Raw genomic sequence first — 25,663 nt, 5'->3', positions numbered from 1 at the left:
ACGTATAGTCTTATCTTAGAATCCTTTTCATGTCTTAAATATCTATAGATATACTCACTACACATTTTTAACTCAAGTTAGCATAAATCTTGCTTTCTATAGAGCTTTTTTATGCAATAACTTGAGTCAATATTTAAATAAATTATTTATTTAAATAATTTATTTAATTTTAATTTAAATGCTAATCTAATAATTCTTGAGCCCCACTTAGAATTTGCGAGTCGCATTAATTCATTTTTTGTATTTGCTGTATAAGCATTTTTAAAAGAATTCTCTAACAGTTCATATTCTGTATAAAGTGTTAGATAGTCATTTATTAGGCATTCATATTGTTTTAAATTCTCTGAGGCTTTACGGCGTTTTTCTAAACATGTTAGTGACATAAGTTCTTTAAATTCTTTTTCTAAATTCTCTATCATGATATCAGTTGAAAAACTTTCTTCTATTCTGCTTCTACAGTTATCACATAGTCGCTGATATTTTTCTTTGTCTCTTAAAATATCACAGATTACATTTACATATTGCATAATCTCTTCATTTGAGAATTCTCTTGCATCTAAGGCCTCTCCTTCAATCTGAAGAAGTGGCAAAATTGCACCGACTTCATTGTCGATAAGTTCTGCTTGTCCGCCTACATCCGAGCTGATGACCGGTGTTCCCATTGACAATGATTCATATGCTGTGAGTGCTAATCCTTCTTTTAATGAACAAATTAGTGTTAGATCACTTTCATTATAGTATTTTCTCATATCTGCTTGTCTACCTGCAAAATAAATGGTGTTTTCTAGACTAACATCTTTTACTTTTATTTGTAATTCATTTAATTGTGGCCCATCACCTACTACTACAAAGGCTATCTCTGGCATTAGTTTCTTTGTTTCTTTAGCAATTTCTAGCATCAAAAAAGGCCTTTTTTGAGGATGTATTCTGCATGGAAATAAAACAGTTGGACGTTGTTCTTTTATTCCTAATTTTTCTTTTGCGTTTGATTTTGGTGTATTATTGCTATTATACTTATCTTTATCTACACCAATATAGATCGTTTTTATAGTATCTTTTTCTCTTTTGAAATTGTTGATCAAGATATTTCTCGTTCTATTATTACACACATAAGTACGCTCAGTTATCTCCCCTAATGCTCCTGCTGTTCTTGCATATCCACCATTTCGCCAATACCATTCTTCCATGTGTACATAATCTACTATTGCTACGTGTGGAAATTCTTTTCTAATCCATGGTATTAAATAATATCCATAATATGAATTAGTTAAAAATACAATATCTATTTGTCTTGATTTAATAAAATAACTAATAAAGATTGCATATTGATCTACTTCTAAAAAGGTTGGTAATTCAAAAATATCTTGTGTACTTTCTTCAAATAATGATCTCCATGTATTTTCTGCTGGCACTGTCGTAAGTATACTTAATTGGTATTTTGATTTATCCAATTTCCTTACAACATCTAAATTAAATAAATCTGCTCCACCCATCTCCATCCAAGGAAGAAGCATCATAATATTCACTTTATCGTGTTTACTAGATATTTTTTTATTCCATTCTGTATTTTCTGGTATATTAAACTTATTGATTTGGTTTAATGGGTATTCCTTTGCCTCTACTGTATTCGCTATATTCTGTGCTGCTTTTTTAATAATATTTTGTGACTGATTTAAAATGTCACTATTTTTTCTAACTTGGCTTCCCATTCCATTGCTAGTACGTCTATACCAAAAGGCTATTTGATCTAAATGTACTGGTTTTTTACCTTTTGCTAATAAATCTAACCAGAGTTTCCAATCCTCATCATAGTGTTTAGAAACCTCGTCATATCCCCCAACCTCTATAAAGTCTTGTTTTCTAATAGCTGCTGTACAAGTAAGTATATTATCTTTTTTCATTACATCTGAAGAAAATTCTTTTTTCCAAACATATTCTTGTTCTCCAAAACCCACACTATCTGTATAGCACCAACTATATCCTGGATTAAGTTTAAGCCCCCAATAAATACATTCTAAATATGTTGGAGTAATTAAATCGTCTGCATCTAATGGAACAATTATTTCCGTTGTACTATTAGATGCAGCATTATTTCTAGCACTTGCCTGTCCTCTATTTTGTTGTGTTATTATTTTTATCCTTACATCTGTTTTAGCAAGTACTTTTAGTCTTGCTATATCTTCTTTATCGGTACTTCCATCATCTACAATAATCCATTCAAACCATGGAAATGTTTGATTGAGTACACAGTTAAATGTCTGTTCAAAATATTTACCTGCATTATAGTAAGGTGTAATAATACTTATTAAAGGAATTTCGCCTTTATTTATATCTCTATCAAAAAGCACCTTCCCAGGTTCATTACTAAAATTAAATTTCATTTTCTTCCTCCTACTACTATGCCATGTATTGCTTACATACTTCTTCTACATCACCCATCATTACCATCTCACCTTTTGATAACCATACAACCTTATTACATAATTTTTGAACTTGTTCTATCGTATGAGATACAAAAATAATAGTTGCTCCATGATTAATAATTTCATTCATTCTTTTTTCACATTTTTGTTGAAATTTATAATCTCCCACCCCTAGTATTTCATCTACTATTAAAATATCAGGCGCTCTTACTGTTGCAATAGCAAATCCTAAACGTGCAACCATACCGGATGAAAAATTTTTAATTGGTACATCTACAAAATCCCACAATTCCGCAAAGTCAATAATTTCTTCAAATTTTTCTCGCATTTCAGCCCGACTATATCCTAACACAGCCCCATTTAAAAATACATTTTCTCTAGCAGATAAATCCATGTCAAACCCTGCTCCTAATTCTATAAGTGGTGCTATTGTTCCGTGAACTTCAACAGTTCCATTTGTTGGTTTCATAACTTGTGCAATAATTTTAAGTAAAGTACTTTTTCCCGAACCATTCAAGCCAACAATACCAACTGCTTCTCCTTTTTCTATGTTAAATGAAATATTTTTAAGTGCCCAAAATTCTTCGAACATTAATTCTCTTTTTACTAATTTAACAATATATTCTTTTATGTTATCTACACATTCACTACTTTTATTAAACATCATCGATACATTTTTAACTTCCACCATATTGTTCATTGATACACCTCCTAGTAAATATTGTTTTAGATATACAAAATAAACTTATCTTGTTTTTTGTAAAATAAAATTAAACCTATTATTAGTGTAATAACTCCGATAGATAAGCAAGTTATATTTTGTCCTAATGTAGGTATAGTATTATATAATACTATATCTCGAAAATATTTTATAAAATGATATACAGGATTTAATATCAGTACTATGTTCATTTTTTCTTCTAGCAATGATACTGGATAGAATATTGGTGTAAGATACATCCATGCCATTGTAAGTACACTATATAAATGTGCTATATCTCTAAAAAACACTACCAATACTGATAATATTAATCCTAATCCTATTGTAAATAAAATTAAGTAAATCATCAAAATTGGTGTTAATGCCATCGTTGCATAAAATGGTGCTTTTGTAACAGCCATTACTAATATCATTGCTATAAACGCAAAGAACAAGTTAACAGCACATGAAAATACTTTTGATACAGGAAATAAGTATTTTGGTATGTATACCTTTTTTATTAAACTAGCATTTCCTGTAATTGCATAAAGACAATTTGTAGTTGCCTCTACATTAAATGTAAATATAATATTTGCTGTAAAGAAATATACCGGAAAGTTTTCAATATCAAATCTAAACAAATGTGAAAAAACTATGGTCATAACTGTCATCATTAACACAGGATTTAATAATGTCCACAACAGCCCTAATACAGATCTTCTATATCTTATTTTTATATCTCTTGTTACTAACTCATATAATAAAGATTTATATTTAAATAATCCTGATAGCATTACTTTTATCTTATTCATAATCTATTTACGCATCCTTCTCTTTATATAATATATAGTTTTAATTTTATTAAGTATCTTTACAGGTATTAGTCCCACTACTAATGGTTTAATTGCATAAAATATGCCTTTTGGCATAAGTCCTAAATTTTTAAATCCTCTATATTTTACAATCATTTCATTAACTCTAAACCTATATTTACGTCTTTTAAATGTATTATCATCTTGTCTTATATAGTATAGGCTTTTTTCTAGGTTAGCGCCTCTACATCCTGCCGCATATAATCGAAGTAATAAATCATAATCTTCTGATCTTATAACTAAGTTATTTTCACAGTATCCTTTTTGTTTTTCTATACTATCCTTTTTAAACATTAAAGATCCATGCACAAATGGTAATGTAATTAAAAAATCTTGTTTTTGTGGATATTTGCAAAACCAATATTCTCCATCTATTTTGCTTGGTTTGTGCTTAAAGTATACTCCTTTACATCCTACAAAATCATATTCTTTATTATCACGTAAAAAAGCAATTTGTTTTTCTAACCTTGCTGGATGTGAATAGTCATCTGCATCCATTATTGCTATAAATTCACCTTGTGCAATTGACAAACATTTATTTCTAGCACCACCAGCCTTTATGTTTTTCTCATTCTTAAGCAGTTTTATCCTTATATCGTTAGCACAAAGTTTTTCTAATACTGAATAGGTATTGTCAGTTGAACCATCTTCACATATAATAAATTCAAAATCTTGATAAGTCTGATTTAATATAGATTGAATAGATGTCCTTAGTACATCCTCATCATCTGTATTATATACAGCCATAATAACAGATATTGTTGGCATTCTAAAACACCCCCTAATTAATCTATATAAGTGTTATATATATCTATTATTTTATATAAGGCAGTAGTAAGATCATATTTTTCAATTCGTTTGCTATTATATTTACCAAAATATTCTCTTTTATTTTTATCCCAAATTAATAATTTAAATTTTTCCAAAAAATCTTCTTTATGAATTTTAAATAAATATCCTCCTTTTCCTTCCTCTATAAGATCTACATGTCCTTTTACATTAGATGCTAATACTGGAAGTCCACATGCCATACTTTCCATAATATTAAATGGTAGTCCTTCGCTTTTACTACTTGAAATAGCAACATCTGCCATAATCATATATTCTCTTACATTCTTTGTATAGCCTGTAAATATTATATTTTTATTCAATTTGCTTTTAATGACTAATTTTTTACATTCCTCTAGTGTCTTACCATTTCCTATTAAAATGAGCTTTACATTCGGAAAATCTTTTAAGATATAATTCATATTGTTAATAAGAAATGTCTGATTTTTTCTATTTGAAAATTCAGCCACATATACACCCAAAAAGTCATTTTCTTCAAATCCATATTTCTTTCTTAATATTATCTTGTTTATCTTATTTTGGGGAGAAAATTTTTTTAAATCAACACCCACTCCAGGTACGTTAATAATTTCTTTAGATGCTAACTTATATTTTTTAGCAATATTATAATCTTCCTGATTCATTGTTATAACGCAAGTTGTAACTTTTGAAAAAATCTTTTCTACCCCCAAATAACATATCTTTTTTGCAATTTTATCATTCACGCTAAAAAGATACCCGTGTACCATATTAATAATGTTAATTTTCTTATGATGACTTAATATATATGCACAGCGTGTAATAGCAGCTGCTAAAGTTGTATGTAATATAATCACATCAAATTGTTGCTGATTAAAAATATTTCTTATTTGTTTAATTGCAATTATATTTCTTAACGAATATATTTTTTTATAAAAATCTACTTTATATGCGTAGTCTATTGTGTCATGTTTTATAACTTCATTAGAAATTACGTGAACTTCCATCCCCTTATCTTTTAAAGATTTTAAATATGGTAGATGAAAATTAGTAATATGTATTGCTGTAGATGCAACAAATAAAACTTTTTTCATTAGCTATTTACCTTTCTAAAATACTTAATTTATTTTATGTATGAGCTTATCTTATTTCCCATTTTCTAATAAAAAAAGACACACTATAACATAAATATTGTATCATAGTTTGTCTTTTTTTAAATACTTTTTTCATTTTAGTTTGGGTCAAGTAAAATTATCCAAAATTTCATAGTATATTTATGTTTTTTAAACTTCTATGAATATTTAATTTAAAATCTCTTATTACAAATTTTTTTACTACTCAAAGCTATATCTTTTTCATTTATTTACTATTGTTATTTCTTTCAAAACCTAGATTTCATCTACATTGCAAATTTATACATACAATGATATTATCAAGATATATTAAATATAATACTGTACTTTAATGTCATTTTTAATTTGTTAAAAATGATGGACAAGTTTCTAAATTTAAAATTTACGAAAAGGAAGATGTTAATGATAAAAGAAAATCAAAATTTATTAAATAAAATAAATGCTTTTTCTGACATTTTAATTTTATTTATTTCTATGGTTTTAGCATATTTAATTAGATTTTATGTATTTTCACCAGATAGCGAATACATAAAATTAGCAAAATATATTCAGTTCACTTTAATTATTGTTCCAATAAATTTAATATTATATAACTTTTTAAATTTATACCATTCATTTAGAACAACGGCTTTTAAAAAAGAATTTTTTCAAGTAATTCAAGCTAATACTATACTAACAGCTGTTTGTTTATCACTATTATACATATTTAAATTTGTTGATATTTCTAGATGGGTAATAGTTATTTTTTATTTTGTTAATATAACTTTAATAACATCAAAAAGATTTTTTCTACGAAGAACACTATCAAAAATGCGTTCTAAAGGAATGAACTTAAAACATGTAATAATTATCGGTTCTGGAGAGACTGCTAATGAATATTTAAAAGTTATTAAAGAAAATAAGAGTTTTGGATATAGCTATACTGGATATGTTTCTAATTCTTCAAATTTTGAAGGAAGTAAACTTGGGAATTTCAATGATTTATATAAAATTTTAAATACATTTAATGCAGATGAAGTTGTCTGTGCTCTTGATATTGAAGATGCAAAGTATTTAGAAAATATAGTTTCTGCTTGTGAAAAAAGTGGTACAAAGATTTCAATTATACCATTTTGTTATAAGTATATACCTAGTAAGCCTTATATAGATCAACTAGGTAGTATTCCTCTTATTAATGTAAGAAGAATTCCTCTTGATAACTTTGGTAATGCATTTATTAAAAGAACTGTAGATATTATAGGTTCTCTTGTTTTAATTATATTGACAAGCCCTATAATGATATTTACTGCATTAGTAATAAAATGTACTTCTAAAGGACCTATTATATTTAAACAGCCTCGTGTTGGTTTAAACAAGAATACATTTACAATGTATAAGTTTAGATCAATGAAAGTTAATTCCGAAGAACAAAGTGGTTGGAGTACAAATAATGATCCTAGAAAAACCAAATTTGGATCTTTTATTCGTAAGTTTTCCATTGATGAATTACCACAATTCTTTAACGTATTAAAAGGTGATATGAGTTTAGTCGGTCCAAGACCTGAAATTCCTCATTTTGTTGATGAATTTAAAAACGAAATACCCCTTTACATGGTAAAGCATCAGGTAAAACCAGGAATAACTGGACTAGCTCAAGTTAATGGCTTTAGAGGAGATACTTCTATCAAGAAAAGAATAGAATATGATATACACTACATTGAAAATTGGGACATACTATTAGATATATCAATACTATTCAAAACAGCATTTAAAGGCTTTAAAAATAATGAAAAGCTAGTAATAAAAAATAAATCAATAATTGAACAATCAGAAAATATAAATCACAATAACATAAATATATAAATTTAAAGCATGACCTATACAACTAACTTAATTGTGCAGGACATGCTTATTTTTTAGACTCGTTTTAAATTTATCTTTATATATGCATAGGTGCAATGAAGTTGTAATACTTATTCAAATTCAACAAATCCAATTATTATATCAATAACTTCTGCCAAAATATCTTGTGGCACTCTTTCTACAAACTCTGCATTTCTCATTTTTATATCTAATGATTTAACTTGATCACACATTACAACACCTGTAGTTTTAGTTCTCTCATCTAAGGGTACATGAATTGGTATATATCTATTTGTATTAGTAATAGGACAAACAACAGCTATACTTGTAAAACTATTAAAAGTATTATTACTAACAACAATAGCTGGGCGTCTTCCTCTTTGTTCATGACCTACTTGTGGATCAAATGTTAAAAAAATAATATCTCCTTGTTTTGGATTATATTGCATTACCAAATCTCCCTGCCTGCTATTTTTCCTGTATCCCATTCTTCTGCTTCATATTCGCTATTAAAATTTTTCAATCTTTCTGCTAAAGTTTTATGCTTTATAGTTTCCGCTTTTTTTATAATGATTTGATCTTCACTTGCAATAACTTCAACTCTATCATTTTCTTTTAAAAATGCACTTTCTAAAATTGCTTTTGGTAACCTAAGAGCATTACTATTTCCCCAACGTTGAATATTAGCATACATAAATATCAACTCCTTTATTATTAGTATATACATTGTATCTACTTTTAGTCAATAAATTATAATAAAATCTCTATACTCATTAACACAAACTTATAAACCTCTCATTTCTTGCACCACATATCTTTACAATGATATAATATAACTTAATCTAACAAAGAATATTTAAATTAATTTATATTGTAAAATATATTTTTAAATTTAAAGTTTATATTTAAGTATAATTGTGAGATTGGCATTGAAATTTGCTTTTTAGAACTCTTAATGAAGATTTGTTTAATTAATTGCTTGTCTCAATGTTTCATTGGGAGCATGCATTAATTAGACTAAGCTTTATTTTAGTATTCTTAAGTAAATTTCTCAGTCCAACGAACTTTATACTTAAATATAAACACTACGTAAAAAATAATATTTTAGGAGTGTTAAATATGTATCTTCTTGAAAGAATTGAAGACAATTTAAAGAAAAAGTCCATTGGATTTTTCTTACCTATTACATTTATATTAACTATAATACCTCTTATTGTGAGATTAAAGATGGTTGACCTTGATGATGCCGGTATAAATTTATATGCAGTTGAAAATCAAGCTGATTTCTTTTCACAAAATAAGGCTCTTTGGTTAGCTATTTTTTCTGTAATACTTTTTATATTTGCTTTATGTTTATTTAAAAAATTATTTGAAAAAAGAGATAAAACTACCACTGCAATTTTAATTTGTACTGGTGTGTTTTTAATTTGTACTTTCCTTTCAGCGATGTTTTCATCGTATAAACAAGTTTCTTTCTTTGGATTTTATGATAGAGCTGAAGGATTTATTACTATTGCATGTTACATGATTATTTTTGTTTATTCCATTTATGCATTTAAGAGTACACATTGTTATAAGTACATGGTAATACCTATATTAATTGTAGTTTTAATTAATTCATTTTTAGGGATTTTTCAATACATAGGTAATGATTTAATTAATAGTAAATTAGGTATTGCATTAGTTGTTCCTAGTGAATACAACATTGGTGAAAAAGGCTTAGGCTTACTATATGAAAAAGGAAAACTTTATGGTACTTTTTATCATTACAATTATGTTGGTAGCTTTGTCGGCCTTGTATTACCAATATTATTTTCTTTAACTATATTTGAAAAGAAAGTAATTAATAAGATTGTCTTAGGAGTATTCTCATTACTTTCTGTATGGTTATTATTTGGTAGTACATCTCGTGCTGGTATAATTGGTTTATTTGTCGCTATAATTTTTGGACTTATAATCTTTGGAAAAGTTATATTTAAAAGCTGGAAACCTCTTGTAATAACTTTAGCTTGCATTGCTATTTTAGCTGTTGGAGGTAACATTGCTACTAAAGGTCAACTTTTTGAAAGAGTTCCTTCTCTAGTTTCTGATATATTCAGCGTATTTGATAACACAAGTAATGTAGATTATAGGACAAATACCCCTATAAGTGATATCAAACATGTTGATAAAAATGTAGAAATAACTGTTCCAAATGATGTTTTAAAGATATCTTATGAAGATGGAAATTATATATTTAGAAATTCTAGTAATGAATCTATTCAATTTGATATTGTAGATGGAGTTTATAAAACTGCTAATGAAAACTTTAGTAATATTTCATTTAGATTTGGTAAATCAAGTAAATCTTCTAGTAAAGCAGATTTATTCATGTTACAAGTTAATGATAATCCAACATTTATGTTTAAATTAAAAGAAGATAATAGCATTCATTTAAGAGATTCAAACGGAATGAGATTTATAGATGTGGAATATCCTGATACTTTTGGATTTAAAGGAAAAGAAAAATTAGGTTCTGCAAGAGGATATATCTGGTCAAGATCAATTCCTTTAGTTAAAGAAACTTTATTATTAGGTAAAGGCCCAGATACATTTGCTTATGTATTCCCACAAAATGATTTAATGGGTAAATACTACGCTTATGATACTCCTAACATGATTGTAGATAAGCCACATAATTTATATTTACAAATTGCAATAAACAACGGTTTAATAGCTTTAATTGCATTCTTAGGTATAATGATAATTTATGTTGTAGATAGTATTAAATTATATGCATTAAAGAAAGAATACAGTGAATCTCAAATACTAGGTGGAGTAACTTGCCTTGGAATTGTAGGATACCTTTTTGCAGGAATGTTTAATGATTCAGTAGTCAGTGTTGCACCTATGTTTTGGATAATACTCGGAGTTGGGGTTGCATTAAATTACTTAAACAAAAAAGAAACTAAATAAATTTATATAATTTTAAAATATACTTAAAATAAAAAATCCAGAGTTATTATTTGCCCTATCAACTTGACAGGTGGCAATTCAATTCTCTGGATTTTTTACTTATACACATTAAATTATTTGTTCAAAAAAGGTACTCCCACATGGGGAGTACCTAATATATAAAATTTAAATATGATAAAAAGCTTAATTTAAATTATCTGATCCAAGCTCCGTTAGCTCCTAAAACATAACCATTAACAGTTGTGTTTGAAAACATTTTTCCTGAACCATCTAAGTAGTACCAAGTTCCATTGTCATTTAACCATCCAGTTTGCATAGCACCTGAAGCGTTAGTGTAGTACCAAGTTCCGTTGTCATTAATCCAACCAGTTTTCATTGCTCCTGATCCTTGCATAAAGTACCAAGTACCATTAACGTTTTGCCATCCAGTTAACATAGCTCCTGAAGCATTAGTGTAGTACCAAGTTCCGTTATCGTTGATCCAACCAGTTTGCATGATTCCAGCTGCATTTGAGAAGTACCAAGCTCCGTTGTTGTTTAACCAACCAGTTGCTTTAGTTCCATCTTCTTTAACGAATGTCCAAGTTCCATCTGAGTTTTTAACCCATCCAGTTGTTACTTCTGGCTTTTCAGGTTCTACTGAATCGTCTTTAGCTCCAATTACTGAATAAACTTCATCATTTTCATTCCAAAGAACCATGTTGTCTTTGTTGTAAACTGACATTTTGTCCATTGATCCGTCTACTTTATAAACTTTATCCCAATCTTCATCATTATCGAATTTGTAAACAAATCCGCCTTCTAAAATCCAAAGATTTCCGTCTACATCTTTATCAAAAGCTACAACATCTTCTTCTTCATCAGCATTTGTGATATCAGTGTAGTTGTATCCTCTGCTTGTTTTTAAGTCTATTGTTTGAACATTTACTTTTTCAGATGCTACTGTGTATGCTATAACTTTTCCACCAACTATGCTGAACTCTGCATTAGCAAGTAAATCTTTTGTTTCTGCTTTATCGTTAGAAATAACGTAGTTAGTTACAGTTTTAGCATATTTAGCTCCATCGATATCTCCTGAAGCTTGAGCTTTAGATATCTTTTGGATAACTTCAAATGATACTGTTTTGTATCCATCAGTTGTTGTGAATGCAGTTGTAGCTGCAGTTACATCTTTTCCGTTAATTTCAACAACAGTGTTAGTTCCAGCACTAACTGTTATAGTTGCTGTTCTATATATGTTGTTAGAATCTTGTCCTATTACTTTTGCATTTGAAACTTTTGCTGATAAATCATCTTTTGCTATTGAATCATATTTATCATCAGTGTTTTCAACTGTTACTGCTGAGCTAGTAGTAGTTCCATCTGAAACTTTTACTTTGAACTTTCCTAAGTTGTAATCAGCATCAATGTAGTTACCTTTTGCATCAGTATAAACATTTAATGCTTTTGCAGTAGCACCATCTCCACCATTAGTTGATTTATCTTCAGCTGTGTAAGTAGTTTCGTACCAAGTTTCTCCAAACTTGTTTCCTGACATTACTTTTAATGAAGATTCTTTTAATGCATCATGATCAGAATATCTGTCATCAGCATTGTTTCTGATTTTCTTTCTTAATGTTGTTGCAGCATCATCAATATTGTCTTCTTTTAAATCTTCATCTGTTACTTTACCGTTTGTTAAGTCAACGTAGTAATCTCCACCATCAACAGAAAGATATTTTTCTCCGTATGTTCCGTCAAAATCTACTCCAGTATCAACGTCTTCTAATTCAGTATATTTTCCTTCATTTAAGAAGTATACTGCTTCAGTATCTTCATCTTTAACATTACCATCGATAACGAAAGATCCGTCTTTGTAAGCTTGTGCACTATAAACAGTACCATCTTTAGATTCTATTCTCTTATAATCAGCAGCATTAACTCCAGTAGCTGGAACTAATGATACTACAGCTGCAGCAGCTACTAATAAAGCTGTTGCTTTGTTTGCTCTATTAAACATATTTTTTCCTCCTAGTTTTCCACTTAAATTTCTTTTTCTTTAGTTTTTCTAAAATTTCTTCTTTAGTTTTTGTGGAATATTATTCACTTTTTTCTTTTCGTAATATAATACCTCCACTTTTTTATATTTCGGTACTTTTTTTGTAGTTCTTTATACTTTTTTGTAATATTTCTAAGATTTTTTTAATTTTTTTATATTTTTTTCTCATAAAATTTAGATATATTAAAAATACTTTCATAAATTGTAATAAAAATACTTGGTATTTATATTGAAAAATACCAAGTAAATAGAAGTAATTTAATTTTATTCAATTTTTGTATATAAACTTATATTTAATATAATTAAAGGCTATCTCATAGATATAAATATCTAATTTGAGATAGCCTGTATATTGATTATTTTAATTTATATTGATATTTAATTACGAGGGAAAGTTGTAATTTAACACAATACCAATTTTATTTTAAGCGTAGATTTTAATCATTTTAGTATTCCTAAGTTCAATTACTCAGTTCAATTTATTTATGCATATATCATACATTGCTAAGATATATGATTTATACCTATTATCTAATCCAAGATCCATTTGCTCCTAATGTATATCCATTTACACTTGTATTAGAAAGCATTCTACCTGAACCATCTAAATAGTACCATGTTCCTTTATCATTAAGCCAACCAGTTTTCATTGAACCATTACCGTTTAAATAGTACCAAGTTCCTCTATCGTTTATCCATCCTGTCTTCATAGCTCCTGATGGTTCCATAAAGTACCAAGTTCCATTTACATATTGCCATCCTGTTAACATGTTTCCATTATCATTTAGATAGTACCAAGTTCCTCTATCATTTAACCAGCCTGAATGAGCCATTGATCCATCTGCATTTAAATAGTACCAATTTCCAAAAGGATTTACCCATCTGTTTGATTGCATTATTCCATATTCATCAAGATAATAATAAGTTCCATTTACATTAACCCATTGATACTTAACTTGATTTCCTTCATTATCAAAGAATATCCAGTTTCCGTAATTATCTTTGTCCCAACCTTTTTTAACTTCATTATTATCATCTTTATCTTCATCTTCTGATGATTTTTTCTCACCTATGATTGAATATACTTCATAATCTTCATTCCAAGCAACCATATTGTCTTTATCATAAACTGATAATTTTTCCATAGAACCGTCTACTTTATAAACCTTGTCCCAATCTTCATCATTATCAAATTTATAGATAAATCCTCCATCTAAAGCCCATATGTTACCATCAACATCTATATCATATGCTTCTTCATTATCTAAATCTTGATCTTCTTCTTTAGACATATCAGTATAGTAATGTCCAGATCTTGATTTTAATTCGATAGTTTTAGCATTTATATTATCTCCATCTATTTTGTATTCAACAAGTTTTCCACCTACTGCTGTGAATTTTCCACCTAATAAATCTTCTTTATCACCATCTTTATCAGATATAACATAGGTAGTTACATTCTTGGCATAATGAGCTCCATCTATATCTTTAGAAGCTTGAGATTTTGAAATTTTTTGTATTGTTTCAAAACTTACTGATCCATTTGCACCTCTTTTAAATACATCACTATGATCATTTATTTTAATTCCATTTATTTGTTCTATTAAAATATCAGAAGTGCCATCACCCTTTGCTCCATTTGCTGCTTTTTCAATTAAAGTTGCATCTGCTATTGCTTCTACCTTTGCTGCTTTTGCTGCTTCTATTGCTTTTGTATTTTTTGTAGCTTCATCTCCTGTTGCTTCTCCAAATGCTTTTTCTGCTGCATTAATTATTGCATCTTGAACTGCTTTTATAATTCCTGTTGCTGATGGTGTTTTAGCATTCTTTATTCCATCAAGTGTTGTTACTGAATCTGCTGTTAATTTATCAGCTTCTCCTTTTACAAGACTTACTGCTGAAGCTGTTGTTTTAACAGTTTCAATAGTTGCCCCTTCTAGACCAGCTGCTTTTTCAACTTCATCTTTTATAGCTTTTTTAACGCTACCATTTACATCAACACCGTCAATACTGTTTATTGCTGCTTTTACATCAGCTATTGTTGCAGTATCTGTAGTACCTTCAGTAACAAATGAAGAATTAATATTAATTGTTACAGTAGCTCTTCTATATATATTATTAGAATCTTGTGCTATAACATCTTGATTTGAAACTTTAGCCTTTAATGCCTTTTTGGCACCAGCAACTTCAAATTCTTTATCAGTGTTATCTATACTGACACTCTTGCCATTAGCTGTTACTCTAACTTTGCCTAGATTATAATCAGCATCAATATAATTTCCCTTCATATCTGTATAAACTGTTAAATCAGATGCAGTGTTTCCATCTCCACCATTAGTCTTTTTATCATCTGCAGTATACTTAGTTTCAAACCATGCGTCTCCATATTTTGAACCATTAAGTTCTTTTAAGTCATTCTTTAAATCCTCATGATCTGAATATCTATCATCTGCTTTATTTTTTATTTTTCTTCTTAATGCATTTGCTGCATCATCTTCCCCATCATCTCTTAAATCATCATCATATACTTTACCATTAGTTAAATCAACGAAATAATCTCCACTATCAAGATCAAGATATTTTTCATTGAATACTCCGTTAAATTCAGAACCAGTGTCTACATCTTCTAATTCTGTGTATTTACCATTACTTAAAAAATAGATTGCTTCAGTATCTCCATTTTTCACATCACCATCTATAACAAAGTTTCCATCTTTATATGCTTGAGCACTATAAACTGTACCATCCTTTGACTCTATTCTTTTATAATCTGCAGCATGTACACCTGTTGACGGAACTAATGAAGTCACCGCCGCCGCTGCTAGTAATAATGATGTTATTTTGTTCGCTCTTTTTATCATATATATTCTTTCCCCTTTCGATGTGCGTGTTTACAACTTAAAATTTAAATATTATTCTTGTACGATTTACATTTAAATTTATCTTTTTATTAATCTCTTTTTATTAATTCTTCTTATATATATCTTCTTATCAAATTCTTTTTATTAATTTTTCTTCTTATCAAAATTCCTATTATTCTTTATCTTTGTGTATTATCTTAAAGCCTTAAATTTTTATTTTTTTATATTAAAGCTTAATTCTTTATATTCTGTTATTTCTTATTATATTTGCTTTATAGTACTTTTATTTTTTAACTCTATTTTAATTAAATATTGATATCTTAGTATAATAAGCGTAGTGGCAATCTCTTATTTACCTTTTAGAGTCCTATCTACTAGTTTTACACTGTAATATCTAAAATTTTTTAAAATAGCACTTTTATAAAGTTTAATTATAATGGCTTTTTCTTTAATTATTGTAGGATATAGCTTAATTTACCATCATGTTAACTATTATAAGCAAATTTTTCTTTTTGGTACCTAAAAATTACTTTTGATTTTTTTGTCGACAACTCTAAATAGAATTACTAATTACTTAATAACTCTAAGCAGATTTATTAATCAGTCAATAACCCTAAAAGGATTATAATTTAAATGACTTTAAGATAAGATTTAAGATAAGAAAAATAAATAAATTGTTTTTATTTACACTACACATTACAAATTTGATTTTATATTTTGGGACCTATTTCTATATTTTTTCTTCTATTAAGGTTTTCTTAAGAAAAAACTCAAGAAACATTAATATTTTCTATTGATTTTTATTACTGAATCAATTTCATATTAAAACAAGCTAAAATAGGACTATACTCATTTTAGTATTCCTAAGTTTAATTACTCAGTCCATTTTACTTATGCATATATAAATATATGCGATATTTTAATTTTTACAAATTTAACCTAGTATTAAATTTGAGTTTATTCAAATAATATTACTGTAAATATTAATACCTCCAAATAAACATTATTTTTAACTTATTTTAATTTCTTTAATATATTATTTTAATATATTACTTTTTTTAAAATATTAAGGAAGTGATATTCTATGAATAATGAAAAATCGCCTTATCTACCTAAGGTAAGAACAGATTATTATCCAACACAAAGCAAAATAGAAAGTGTTTCTGAAGACGGATCAGTTGCCATTAGTTTACCTAATCCAGCCGTGGATGATATTGTTGTAAATAACATCGCTTCCATGGAATTTGATTATACTCAAGATATGACGTCTAGTGAAAATTCCGACTTAAATAGCACTGATCCTGAAAAAAATTATTTTAAACATTGTAACAAATAATTTTAAACTCCCGAGAAAAGAAAACAGAGTACTTAATGACATACATCATTAAGTACTCTGTTTTTTCATGTTCAATTTAAAATTCACTATTTATACTTTGTATATGTTGATATATTTTTTTAAAAAAGTGGCATTGTAATTGGACTTTGAGAATTCTCAATGAGTATTGTCACATTTACTGCTTGTCTCAATTTTATATTGGAACAAGCTAAAATGGGACTATACTAATTTTAGCATTCCTAAGTTCAATTACTCCGCTCACTTTGCTTATGCATATATCAACACTCTGCTAAAACAGAGCCTAAAATATAAATGAACTTAATATTGAACATTCCATCCATCTTCTGTTGCGTATAATGAAACACCATCTTTAAGTCCAGTTTCAAATAAAGTTACTCTTCCTGTTACTAAATTAGTGTAAGCATCATTTTTCATTATTTGATTAGTTTCTCTAGGAATTATACCAATATCTGCTCCAATATAATTTACAAAAATATAGCTTGAAGATGTATTTATTCCATGATGTGGAACTTTTAATACGTCTACTCTTGAATGTGCTAAAAGATCTGATTCTACTATATCTTTTTCAGCCAGCCATTCTATATCGCCTGTAAATAATGCGCCTAAATCACTATATTTTAAATATACTAAAGCTGATTGATTATTTATTTCCCAATAATTAGCTGAGACTCTTTTGTCAAGTGGTTTTGCATAGTACGTATCTCTATTAACAAATTTCAAAATACCTTCTTCATCGATATCTTGTCCATAAACTGCATTTATAACTTCTATATCAAGATCTTCTATTAAATCCATAGTCTTTTTAAATACCCTATAGTCTTCTTTCATAATCTTGATATCACCAGATTCTGATCCAGTTTCCTCTAAATCCAAACAATCTTCTAAATAACTTTTTTCAGGCATATATATTTTTTCTACATTAAAATTCTTAAGAATTTTATATAGACCTCCAATATGATCTGAATGAGGATGAGTTATTATAACATGATTGATTATTTTTTTATCATCTTTATCTTCTTTCATATCTTGACTTTCTAAAAAGTCTATTACTTTCTTTTCACTATCTTTTGTATTTAATCCAGTATCAATCAATGCAGTCTCTCCATTTGGAAGTTTTATAAATATACAATCTGCATTTCCAACATCTAAATATTTTACATAAAGATATTCATCTATTTTTCCGCCACCTTTATATAAACCGCTGTCAGTAAAGCTTTCAGGTTTACCATCTATAATTATATTGCCTGTTGCTAATTCCCCATTTGCCTTAACATAATATTTTTTATCATTATTTTCTATCCATTCATTAGATAACATTTCACCATTTTTATTTGAATAACATTCCTTGTCATTCTTTCTATAAAAGCCTGTCTCCAATGCCCCACTACCATTAAAATAGTACCATTTATCATCTATATTCATTTTTCCACTAGCCATTTCACCAGTTTTATATAGATAATATTTATCCATACCTAATTTTATCCATCCATTTTGCATTACTCCATGATCATCTAAGTAATACCATTTATAATCAATATAGCTCCAACCATTTCTCATTGCACCATATTCATTAAAATTATACCATTTACCACTAAAGTCTTTCCATCCAATAGCAACTGAATAATCATCATTAAAATAATAAGTATTCTTGTGAAGTACATAATTAGGATCTTTACTAGGATCTACTATTTCATACTCATCTTCTTTAGAGCTTGTACTGTTTAAATCAGTATCATTTTCTTCTTTATTATCTTCAAGAGAGTTTACTTCTTCCCCCTTTTTGTTATCTTCTTCTACTTTTTCTGAATTTTTAATATCTTCATTATTATTCTCAGATTCTTTAATTTTTTTATCTGTTTTTTTATCTTCAGATTTTATATCATCTTTGTCTTCATCTTCTGGTATATCTTTATCAACTTTAGTGTTTTCTTTTTCCTTCTTCTTTAAGATTGGTTCATATACTTGAGGATTAGTTTCCGTTCCTTTATATATGTATTCCTCTATTTCAAACCAGCCTCTTTTTTGTAACATTCCATCTTCAGTAAAATAAAATCTTTTTCCATTAATAACATGCCAACCTGGTTCTGGAGTTTTTTCCTCTTGGTCTAGAACTTCATCAACATCTTCTTTTAAATCCTGTTCTTTTGAATTACTTTCAGATAACTTGTCCCCTTTTAAATTATTTTTTTGTGATTTACTATCTTTATTATTTTTCTCTTGTGATTTATCTTTTTGTAATTCATTTTCTAATGAGCTATTTTTTTGTGACTTAGAAAGATCACTTGTAGCTGCATATGCATTTACATTTGGACATATACCACTTATAAATGTTGTAGCCATAATTAATACTATAATTCTTTTCTGTAAATTAAAAATAACAATCCCTCCCATCAAAAATTTCCTTCATATATTATACCTTTATTAGAATATTTTCTCAAATAAATATACACCCCTGGGGTGTAATTTTTTCCAGATGCATAATTTTTATTAATTTAATTACATTATGTAGAAATTGTATCTTTATTTTTGCAAATGAAAAGACTGTCTCTTAATTAATACTCTTAAAATATTAAGCTTGATACTTAATTACTTTTTGTTTAGAGACAGTCTTGTTAATTTTTTAAACTAATGTTTATAATGAAAGAAATTCAGTAAATGCTTTTATTGTATATTCATTATCTTTAACACTTGCAAGTTCTCTTACTGAATGCATTGAAAGTAATGGTGCACCCATATCTATAACTGGTATATTTAATTTAGATGCAGTTATTGGTCCTATTGTTGTTCCACCCTTAACATCTGATCTATTCACAAATTCTTGACATGGTACATTTACATTTTCACAAACTTGTTTAAATATTGCTGCTGCGTAGCTGTCTGTTGAATAACTTCCTGATGCCGCAATTTTTATAACTGGACCACCTCCAATAAGTGGTCTGTTTGTTGGATCATGCTTTTCTGTATAGTTTGGATGAAGAGCATGAGCTAAATCTGCTGAAATCATAACTGAGTTTGATAATGATCTCTTGAAATCTTCTCTATCTTTTCCAAGTGCTAATGTTATTCTTTCTAATATATTTTCAAGTAATGAAGAATTTGCTCCTTGAGATGTTAAGCTACCTATTTCTTCATTATCAAGTGCCACTAAAACTTTTGTTGCTTTATTAGATTTACTTTGAAGTAATGCCACAAGTCCTGCATATACCATCCAAAGGTCATCTAATCTTCCTGCTGAAATGAATTCTTCATTCATTCCAAATAAGCATCCTTTTTCATATTCATATACGAATAAATCAAAATCTACGATTTCTTTTTCTTCTACATTTAAGCTTTCTGCAATTAACTTAAGTAAGTAACCGTCTTTCTCTAACTTATCAGTAGCCATTGTAAGTAATGGTAATGTATCTTTTTGTCTATTATATTCATAGCCTTCATTAATGCTTCTATTCATGTGTATTGCTAAACTCGGTATTATTAAAACAGGCTTATTTAGATCAACTAATTTAACTTGTGGTTTTAATGGATTGCTTCCTTTTAATGTAACTCTTCCAGCTACCCCTAATGGTCTATCAAACCATGTGCTAAGTATTGCACCACCATAAACTTCTGTGTTTAATTTAACATAATGGTCTTCTACTGTCATTTCTGCATGTGGCTTTATTCTGAATCCTGGAGAGTCTGTATGAGCTCCTATTAATCTAAATCCTTCTTCTGCTATATCTCCACTTCCAATTTCGAATCCTATTATTGCAGATTCATTTTTCATAACATAGTATTTTCCACCATGCTTTAAATCCCATTTATCACATTCCTTAATTTCTACAAATCCTTCTTTATCTAAGATTGATTTAACTTGATGAGCACCATGAAATGCACTTTTACTATTATTTATAAAATTTAATAAATCTTTTGCTGTGTTCATAAAAATTCCCCTTTCAATATAATAGCTAAAAAACACCCTTCACAGTATAGCTTTAATATTTATTACAATTTTAAGATAATATTTATAAATTATATCTTAAAATATTATAGAAGCTCTTACATTAATAAGATTATTTTGACTATTATTTATAACTAAAAATTATTATATATTTACATAAATTACATATACAATAAATGTATGAATATAGTCATATTATCAAATTCTATAATTTAAATCAAACAATCTATAATATAAAAATACAGTTTATATCTTATTTTATCCTTTAATATAAAAAAAATTATATGAAATTTTAATTACTCCGCCCACTTTGCTTATGCATATATCAACACTCTGCTAAAACATAGCCTAATATAAAAGTATCAATAAATTTAATTATTAGCTATTAATTTTTACATTATAGCAACATTATATTTTACAAATACTAATTACTGTATTAGAATTAAATTATTTAATATAAAGCATAGGAGTGATTATATATGTTCTCAAAATTTCTAGTTACTAAGTTTATTAAAGATAATCACAATGTAAATGATGATAAAGTAAGAAATTCTTATGGTATTCTTGGAGGGCTTGTAGGAATTTTTATTAATCTTATACTATTTTTAATAAAAATTTCCGTTGGACTTTTTTCTTCAAGTATAGCTATTATTGCTGATGCATTTAATAACTTATCTGATGCAGCATCTTCTCTTATAACTATAATAGGTTTTAAGATGGCAAGTAAACCTGCTGATAAAGAACATCCTTTTGGACATGGGCGAATTGAATATATTTCTGCTTTAATTGTTGCATTTATGGTTATGCTTGTTGGTTTTCAATTTATAAAATCATCATTAACTAGAATTATAAATCCTGAAGCAGTTACCTTTGAAATTGTACCTTTTATTCTTCTTTTAATTTCAATAGGACTTAAATTTTGGCTTTCTGGTTTTAATAAATTTATGGGGAATAGGATTAATTCTTCTGCATTAAAAGCAGCTTCTGTAGATGCATTAGGAGATGTTTTTACTTCTAGTACTGTTGCTATTTCTTTTTTAGTTTCTAAGTTTACATCAATTCCTATAGATGGATTTATCGGACTTATAGTTGCTGGATTTATAGTTTATTCAGGTTTTTCATTAATAAAAGAAACTCTTAACCCATTGCTTGGTGAAGCTCCTGATCCTGAACTTGTTAAAGGAATAAATGATATGGTATTATCTTATGAACATATTACTGGATCTCATGATTTAATAATACATAATTATGGGCCTGGAAAGTGTATGGCTTCAATACATGCTGAAATTCCCTCAAACATTGATATAATGAAAATTCATGAAGTAATTGATAAAGCTGAAAGAGAGATTTCTGCAAAACTTAAGATTTATCTTGTTATACATATGGACCCTATATGTATAATTGAGGGTGAGGTTAAGGAAGCACACGATGAAATTCTAAAATTAATTGATGAATATGATTATATAGATTCTATTCATGACTTTAGAATCGTTGGTGATGGAAACTGTAAAAATCTAATATTTGATTTGGTTTTAAATGCATCTTTAAAAACATCTTTAAAAGATGAAGAACTAATTGATAATATTAGTTCAAGAGTGAAGTCAGTTCATCCTAAATATAATTGTATAATCACTTTAGATAAGCATTATCTTTAATAATTATTTATATTAATGTGTAAAATATACCTCCTATAAAGCATAAACTACTTTATAGGAGGTATATTTTTATTGTTTTTATACTATATATGTTATGAATTTATTTATAAAAAATAATTAATTAAGTTCTAAAAAAAGGAGGTATTTTTTATGAAGTGTCCTTACTGCAACAAAGAACTCGGAGAAAAAAATGAATGTATAACATCTACATGCTATGCATTTGAGAAAGTATTCCCAAGATATGATTTAGAAGAAGAGAAATCTTCAAAAACTAATGAAACTTTAAATACCACTAAAGAAAAACTTGATGATTCTACTATTAGTTCAAAACTTGAAGAAATTGAAAAAAATGCAACTAATCAAAAAAGTAATCCTATAGAAAATTCTACTGGAACAAGTACTAATGCAGGACTTTACATTTTAATTGCAATAATTATCCTATTAATTATTGGCTTTGTTTTTTTCTAAAATTTGATTTTTATCTGATCAAAATGGCATTGAAATTGAACTTTTAAAATACTTAATGATTATTGTCACATTTACTGCTTGTCTCAATTTCACATTGAGAACAAGCTAAAATGGGACTATAATCATTTTTAGTATTCCTAAGTTCAATTACTCAGTCCACCTTTTATTATAACTACATGTTTTAAGTAAAATGATATTTTAGTATAATGGCGCAGTGGCATTGAAATTTGCTTTTTAGATTTCTTAATTAGTATTGTCACATTTACTGCTTGTCTCAATTTTATATTGGGAGCAAGCTAAAATGGGACTATACTAATTTTAGAATTCTTAAAGTAAATTTCTCAGTCCACGAGCTTTATACTAAAATATCATATTTTTCTAAAACATGTTCTTACTTTTTATTCTTTAATGTTTTGAATCTATCTGCTGCTGCAACTTTTTCTGAACCATCAGTTATTATTTCAACTATTATAGGTTCACTGCATGAATATAACTCATCTTTTATTTCATTAAGCTGACTTAAATCTGTTATTTCATATGATTTAATTCCAGCTGCTTCCCCTATTGCCTTTATTGAAACTCTATCTTGAACTACTCCATTAATAGATCTTCCAAATAGGAATGTCATTCCCTGGTCAACGTAATTTAATTTTGCATTATTTATTACAAAGTATACTATAGGTAATGAATATTGTTTTGCTGTTAAAATTTCACTACCATTCATAAATACTGATCCATCTCCAACAACTACAGCATATTTTTCTGTATTCCCACTTAATGCTGCACCTATTGAACCTGCAACACAGTTTCCCATAGCTCCATAATTTAAACTAGCAATAAAATCTGATTCTTTTGGAATAAACAGATATTTATACATATAGTTCATGAATTCACCAATATCACACATATAAGTAGTGCTTGGATTTAATATATTAGGAAGCATGTCTGCTAATCTTCTAACAGATATTCCTGTATGATCTTTTACATAATCATTATTTAATTTTTCTACTTTATTTAAAGTCACATTTTTATCTTCAATTTTTTCATTTATTATTGATAATGCTTCTGATAATTCATAATATACTTTAAATCTATCAATATGATCTTTATTTAAACTCTTTTTCTTATTATCTATTTGAATAACTTTATTTCCATCATTAAATAATGCATCATTAAAGTTTCTTGTTGCACTTTCTCCAAGGCTTGATCCTAATACTAATACACAATCTAACTCTTCTGTATCTGCATAATTTTGGGCAAAATCAGTACTATTAAATCCATAGTTTCCTATGTTAAATTCAAACTCACTATCTATTGAGCTCTTACCTTGAGGAGTAGTAGCTACATACCATCCTAATTTTGATGATAATTTCTTTATAATTTCACTATTTCCTTTAGCACCTCTACCAACTAATATGATACCTTTTTTAGCATCATTTAACATATTAATTGCTGTATTTAGTGATTCTTGATCATAATTATAATCTATTTTTTCAGCTACATAAGTTTTTATATCGTCTTCACTTATTTCTGTTGTAGGTAAATCCATAGAGATTGATAAATGAACTGGACCCTTAGGATCTTGCATTGCTAATTTTACTGCTTTATCTAATTCAGATAATACATCTTCTTTTTTAGTAACTGTTTTACTGTATTTTGTTATGCTTTCAGTTATAGGTGCTGTATCTAATTCTTGAACACAACCTTTGCCTATGCTATCACTTGCTGCATATCCACTAATAACAAGCATAGGAATATTATTTATGTATGCATCTGCTATTCCATTTATTGCATTAGTAATGCCTACCCCTCCACATAAAATTGAACAACTAAGTTTTTTACTTAAATCTGAATATTTTCCTGCTGAATAAGTTGATCCTGCTTCATTTTTAGTTACTACAAATTCAACCTTAGTATCATTAAGTGCATCATAAATACTTGCTACATTTCCTGATGGTATACCAAATACGTATTCTACACCACAACTTTCAATATATTTTGCTATAGCTTTAGATAATTTCACGTTTAAACATCTCCTCAATACATAAAATCTTATTATATTTTTTTACAATATTTATTGCTTCTGATTTTTCTTCTTCTGAATATTTATGTTCTTCTTTAAATATTGGCATAGTAATAAAGAAGACTATTTCATCATTTAAGAAAAATGGTATAAGACAAGTTGATACTATCCCAAAATCTCTTAAACAACTTGGTTTACTTGTATCTACAGAAAGCTTGTCTACAAATAGCGGTTTTTTTGTATTCATCATTTCAGATAAATACATATCATCAACTATTTTAAGCATTTTTGAAGCATGATATTTGCTCCAATCTTCAAATGAAATGTCTGTTAATTGTTTGTAATATGGTTTTATATAAGAATCATCAACTATTTTGTGAATTCCTACATCTTCATAATATATTACATCTTCTAATTCTTTGAATAGATTGTTTAGTAATTCTCTTGTGCTCATAATATGTTCCTTTCTGAAATTTAATATTTACCTAAAAACATTATTTATAAAAATAATATAAATATAGTATAATCATTATTATTTTACCATAATATTTCATACTTTGTATAAATATTACATTGTTATTATATTAAA

18 protein-coding genes are annotated in these 25,663 nt (G+C 27.6%); 5 read left to right on the top strand and 13 right to left on the bottom strand.

All coding sequences use genetic code 11. The features are described 5' to 3' along the window. Nucleotides 1-146: 146 nt before the first annotated feature. Genes NG901_RS00655 through NG901_RS00635 form a run of 5 tightly spaced genes read right to left on the bottom strand, consistent with a single transcriptional unit; the run spans nt 147 to nt 5,896 of the window. The gene (locus tag NG901_RS00655) at nt 147-2,381 is read right to left on the bottom strand and encodes a glycosyltransferase (RefSeq protein ID WP_252211722.1); all 2,235 of its coding nucleotides are present in this window, start codon (nt 2,379-2,381) and stop codon (nt 147-149) included. 16 nt (nt 2,382-2,397) lie between these two features. Then, the gene (locus NG901_RS00650) at nt 2,398-3,123 is read right to left on the bottom strand and encodes an ABC transporter ATP-binding protein (protein ID WP_252211721.1); all 726 of its coding nucleotides are present in this window, start codon (nt 3,121-3,123) and stop codon (nt 2,398-2,400) included. 26 nt (nt 3,124-3,149) lie between these two features. Further along, complete coding sequence (locus tag NG901_RS00645; RefSeq protein WP_252211720.1) at nt 3,150-3,935, bottom strand: ABC transporter permease; 786 nt, start codon at nt 3,933-3,935, stop codon at nt 3,150-3,152. Between the two features lie 3 nt (nt 3,936-3,938). Continuing rightward, nucleotides 3,939-4,763, bottom strand: coding sequence for a glycosyltransferase family 2 protein (locus NG901_RS00640; RefSeq protein WP_252211719.1), 825 nt, complete (start codon nt 4,761-4,763; stop codon nt 3,939-3,941). A gap of 17 nt (nt 4,764-4,780) precedes the next feature. Then, nucleotides 4,781-5,896 (bottom strand): glycosyltransferase, encoded by a 1,116-nt coding sequence (locus tag NG901_RS00635; RefSeq protein ID WP_252211718.1) that lies wholly within the window; start codon nt 5,894-5,896, stop codon nt 4,781-4,783. 441 nt (nt 5,897-6,337) lie between these two features. Between NG901_RS00635 and NG901_RS00630 the strand changes: the two genes are divergently transcribed. Continuing rightward, a complete protein-coding gene (locus NG901_RS00630; RefSeq protein WP_252211717.1) occupies nt 6,338-7,777 on the top strand; it encodes an undecaprenyl-phosphate glucose phosphotransferase in 1,440 nt (479 codons plus the stop codon). A 110-nt stretch (nt 7,778-7,887) separates the two neighbouring features. Here the strand turns inward: NG901_RS00630 and NG901_RS00625 are convergent, their stop codons facing one another. Together NG901_RS00625 and NG901_RS00620 are read right to left on the bottom strand one after the other, a co-directional pair. Then, complete coding sequence (locus NG901_RS00625) at nt 7,888-8,226, bottom strand: type II toxin-antitoxin system PemK/MazF family toxin (protein ID WP_252211716.1); 339 nt, start codon at nt 8,224-8,226, stop codon at nt 7,888-7,890. Further along, nucleotides 8,226-8,471 carry an AbrB/MazE/SpoVT family DNA-binding domain-containing protein gene (locus tag NG901_RS00620; protein ID WP_252211715.1) on the bottom strand — a complete coding sequence of 82 codons (246 nt, stop codon included), beginning with the start codon at nt 8,469-8,471 and terminating at the stop codon, nt 8,226-8,228. Before NG901_RS00620 ends, NG901_RS00625 begins: the two co-directional genes overlap by 1 nt. A gap of 425 nt (nt 8,472-8,896) precedes the next feature. Here NG901_RS00620 and NG901_RS00615 point away from each other — a divergent pair, with 425 nt between their 5' ends. Continuing rightward, complete coding sequence (locus NG901_RS00615; protein WP_252211714.1) at nt 8,897-10,732, top strand: O-antigen ligase family protein; 1,836 nt, start codon at nt 8,897-8,899, stop codon at nt 10,730-10,732. Between the two features lie 193 nt (nt 10,733-10,925). Here the strand turns inward: NG901_RS00615 and NG901_RS00610 are convergent, their stop codons facing one another. Continuing rightward, complete coding sequence (locus tag NG901_RS00610; RefSeq protein ID WP_252211713.1) at nt 10,926-12,731, bottom strand: PspC-like choline-binding domain-containing protein; 1,806 nt, start codon at nt 12,729-12,731, stop codon at nt 10,926-10,928. 566 nt (nt 12,732-13,297) lie between these two features. Next, entirely contained in the window at nt 13,298-15,631 is a 2,334-nt protein-coding gene (locus NG901_RS00605) for a cell wall-binding repeat-containing protein (RefSeq protein WP_252211712.1), read from the bottom strand. 1,084 nt (nt 15,632-16,715) lie between these two features. Here NG901_RS00605 and NG901_RS00600 point away from each other — a divergent pair. Beyond that, a complete protein-coding gene (locus NG901_RS00600; protein ID WP_252211711.1) occupies nt 16,716-16,967 on the top strand; it encodes a hypothetical protein in 252 nt (83 codons plus the stop codon). A 318-nt stretch (nt 16,968-17,285) separates the two neighbouring features. Here NG901_RS00600 and NG901_RS00595 read toward each other — a convergent pair whose 3' ends face one another. Continuing rightward, nucleotides 17,286-19,379: an MBL fold metallo-hydrolase gene (locus NG901_RS00595; protein ID WP_252211710.1), complete on the bottom strand. Its 2,094-nt coding sequence runs from the start codon at nt 19,377-19,379 to the stop codon at nt 17,286-17,288. A gap of 241 nt (nt 19,380-19,620) precedes the next feature. Beyond that, complete coding sequence (locus NG901_RS00590; RefSeq protein WP_252211709.1) at nt 19,621-20,910, bottom strand: M18 family aminopeptidase; 1,290 nt, start codon at nt 20,908-20,910, stop codon at nt 19,621-19,623. Nucleotides 20,911-21,407: 497 nt separating this feature from the next. On the opposite strand from NG901_RS00590, the gene NG901_RS00585 reads away from it, so the two are divergent. Together NG901_RS00585 and NG901_RS00580 are read left to right on the top strand one after the other, a co-directional pair. After that, a complete protein-coding gene (locus tag NG901_RS00585; protein ID WP_252211708.1) occupies nt 21,408-22,583 on the top strand; it encodes a cation diffusion facilitator family transporter in 1,176 nt (391 codons plus the stop codon). A gap of 150 nt (nt 22,584-22,733) precedes the next feature. Continuing rightward, nucleotides 22,734-23,051, top strand: coding sequence for a hypothetical protein (locus NG901_RS00580; RefSeq protein ID WP_252211707.1), 318 nt, complete (start codon nt 22,734-22,736; stop codon nt 23,049-23,051). A 391-nt stretch (nt 23,052-23,442) separates the two neighbouring features. Here NG901_RS00580 and NG901_RS00575 read toward each other — a convergent pair whose 3' ends face one another. Further along, nucleotides 23,443-25,074, bottom strand: coding sequence for a thiamine pyrophosphate-binding protein (locus NG901_RS00575; protein ID WP_252211706.1), 1,632 nt, complete (start codon nt 25,072-25,074; stop codon nt 23,443-23,445). Further along, nucleotides 25,061-25,528 (bottom strand): hypothetical protein, encoded by a 468-nt coding sequence (locus tag NG901_RS00570; protein ID WP_252211705.1) that lies wholly within the window; start codon nt 25,526-25,528, stop codon nt 25,061-25,063. Before NG901_RS00570 ends, NG901_RS00575 begins: the two co-directional genes overlap by 14 nt. Between the last annotated feature and the right edge of the window lie 135 nt (nt 25,529-25,663).

Origin of the sequence: Clostridium sp. CMCC3677 (assembly GCF_023845585.1) — a bacterium.
GTDB lineage: Bacteria > Bacillota > Clostridia > Clostridiales > Clostridiaceae > Clostridium > Clostridium aquiflavi.
Note: the sequence above shows the minus strand (reverse complement) of the source record. Positions and strands in the feature narration are given on the sequence as shown.